This is a genomic window from Mesorhizobium sp. M7A.F.Ca.AU.002.02.1.1, from assembly GCF_003998535.1.
GTDB classification, from domain to species: domain Bacteria; phylum Pseudomonadota; class Alphaproteobacteria; order Rhizobiales; family Rhizobiaceae; genus Mesorhizobium; species Mesorhizobium ciceri.
Map to the genome: position 1 here is coordinate 1 of NZ_RZPB01001260.1, position 1,053 is coordinate 1,053.

The 1,053-nt window shown below is 65.5% G+C and carries 1 pseudogene; it reads right to left on the reverse strand.

From position 1 onward, the window contains the following. Positions 1-1,053 (reverse strand): annotated as a pseudogene (locus EN879_RS36980) (translocation/assembly module TamB); the annotation flags it as partial.

Consider the following 1,053-nt stretch of genomic DNA (forward strand, 5'->3'; position numbering starts at 1 on the left):
TGCCGGACGTGAATTCGATCGAGTTGGCGGCGAAGGATCCCTGCGGATCGCGGGCCGCGGTGGCCGAGAATTTCACCCGAGCGCCAAGCACCGAGGCGATCTGCGGCGGAAAGGCCGTCGCCACGGCATCCGCGTTCATCTTCAGCTGCATCGACAGGTCGGCAAGCGCCACCGTCGCCGTCAGAGAGGCGTTGAGCGCGTCGGAGCGCAGCGTGCCCTGGTCGATGGCAATGGCATCCTTGCTGACCGACCCGGCCAGATCGACATCGATCTTGCCGGTGATCAGCGGCGCCAGCGTCGCCACGTCGGTGTTGAGGCCACCTGCCTGCAGCTTGACGGTGACCGGCCCGGCGCGGTTCTGGATGTCAAAGCCGTCGGAATGGATCTGCGCCGCCAGATCATCCAGCCGCGTGCCGCCGGCGACGATGGAGACGAAGGAGGCGCCGATGTCGATGATCGGTGCCTTGCCGTCGCCGAAGGCGCGGGCGGTGGCATTGCTGATCGCCAGCGTGATCGGTTGCGCCTTGCTGCCGACGCTGATCACAACGGGCGGACCCTTGGCGGCGAGTTCGATCGAGAGGTCGCTGGCGCCGGCAGGATCGACAATGCCGGTCGCGGTGCCGTGCACCGCATCGCTGTCGATGTTGGCGCGGTCGACACTGACGCCACCGGCCGATGTGGCGGTGCCGGCGACATCGAAGCTGGTCTTGCCGGCAAACAGCGGCTTGAGATTCTCAGGCAGGAAGCGAGCGAAATCGCCGTCGCCCTTGGCCTCAACATGATTACCCTTGTCGGTCAGTTGGTGCCGGCCTGTCAGCTGGGTGACGATCTTGCCGTCGACCGAGAACGTGCCGATGCCGTTCCAATTGGCGAGCGGCCCGGTGCCCGAGACAATTATGTCGACCGGCGGCGTATCGGGCAGCTTGAGCAGATTGGCGATGATGCCGCCTGCCGGCTCCGAGGCCTTGAGGTCAAGATCGAGCCTGTTGTCCGCCGGCGCAAAGTGGATCTTGGCATCGACATTGCCTTGCTTGCCGTCATGGCGGGTGGAGT